This window comes from Amycolatopsis sp. NPDC057786 (assembly GCF_042797905.1).
Classification (GTDB): Bacteria; Actinomycetota; Actinomycetes; order Mycobacteriales; family Pseudonocardiaceae; genus Amycolatopsis.
The window spans coordinates 1-1,407 of record NZ_JBHVKW010000205.1 but is presented as its reverse complement, the minus strand read 5'-3'; the positions used below and the strand labels follow the sequence as shown (position 1 = coordinate 1,407).

Sequence of the window (1,407 nt, the reverse complement as noted above, 5' to 3'; positions counted from 1 at the left end):
GGCCCTGTCATGATTTTCGTGTAAGCCACGGATGATTGTGTGGTTATTTTAGTGGATTGGTAGGCGGCCGGGGAAGAGGACCACGAGTGTGTTGAGGGCTTGTTTCCATCCCCAGGTTCCGGTTCCTGATGGTCCTCCGCGGTGGCTGGTGATGTTCCGGAGTCCGAGGTAGAGGAGTTTTATGGCGGCGGCGTCGCTGTCGAAGTGACCGCGGTTCTTGGTGAGTTTCCGGAGCTGGAAGTTGATGTTCTCGATCAGGTTTGTCGTGTAGACGACTCGGCGCAGCTCGGCTGGATAGTCCAGGAACGGGGTGAATTCGTTCCAGGCGTGCTGCCAGACTTGAACCGCGGCGGGGTATTGGGTGCCGAATTCTTTGTCGAAGTTCTTGAGTGCGATCTCGGCGGCCTCGAGCGTGGGCGCGGTGTAAATGGATCGCATTCCGGCGGCGACTTTCTTGCGGTCACCGTAGGAGACGAACCGCATCGCGTTTCTGATCACGTGGACCACGCACGTTTGGACCACGGTGTCGGGAAAGACGCCGCGGATCGCGTCAGGCAGTCCGGTCAGCCCGTCGCAGCAGGCGATCAGGATGTCCCGCAGGCCCCGATTGCGCAGGTCGGTGACGACCTTGGCCCAGAACTTCGCGGCTTCGCTGTCGGCGATCCACAAGCCGAGGGCATGCTTGCGACCTTCGACGTCCACGCCGACGGCCAGGTGGGCGACCTTCGTGGTCACCACGCCCTTGTCCTTGATCCGCAGGCGGATGCCGTCGACGTAGAGAATCGGGTAGACCTCGTCCAGCGGACGCGTCTGCCACAGTGCGATCTCGTCGGCAACCACCTCGGTGACATTGGAAATCAGTTCCCGTGAGGCGTTCACGCCATAAACTTCATAAAGGTGTGATTCAATATCGCGGGTCGTCATTCCACGGGAATACAGTGACAGGATCACTTCGTCGATATTCCCCAGGCGACGCGCGCGTTTCGGCACGATCGCCGGCTCGAACGAACCGTTTCGATCGCGGGGCACCGCCAGCTCGACCGGCCCATTGGTCGTGGACACCGTTTTCGTCGACCGGCCGTTCCGGGAGTTCCCGCTGCCGTTTCCGGCGGGATCTCCTTTCTCATATCCGAGATGATGGGTCATTTCGGTGTCCAGCGCGCGTTCGAGCACTGCTTTTGTCATCTGATTCAGCAATTCCTGCACACCCAAAGAACCGCCGCTCGCGTGCGCTTCTTTGACCAGCGCGTCCAATACCTCCGGCGGAAGCGCTCCGGCAAGCACTTCAGCCGACGACGAGCCGGCCGGGCGTGATGTGTTCTCCGTCACAGAAAAGGCCTTCCTGGATCGCCAACGACGATCCGATCTTGGTCCATCCGCGGCTTACACGGTTGTCATGACACGGCC

1 protein-coding gene is annotated in these 1,407 nt (G+C 60.5%); it reads right to left on the bottom strand.

Going from position 1 to position 1,407, the window contains the following annotated elements:
• Positions 1–48: 48 nt before the first annotated feature.
• A complete protein-coding gene (locus ACFVM3_RS41900) occupies positions 49–1,329 on the bottom strand; it encodes an IS256 family transposase (RefSeq protein ID WP_378445485.1) in 1,281 nt (426 codons plus the stop codon).
• Positions 1,330–1,407 lie beyond the last annotated feature (78 nt).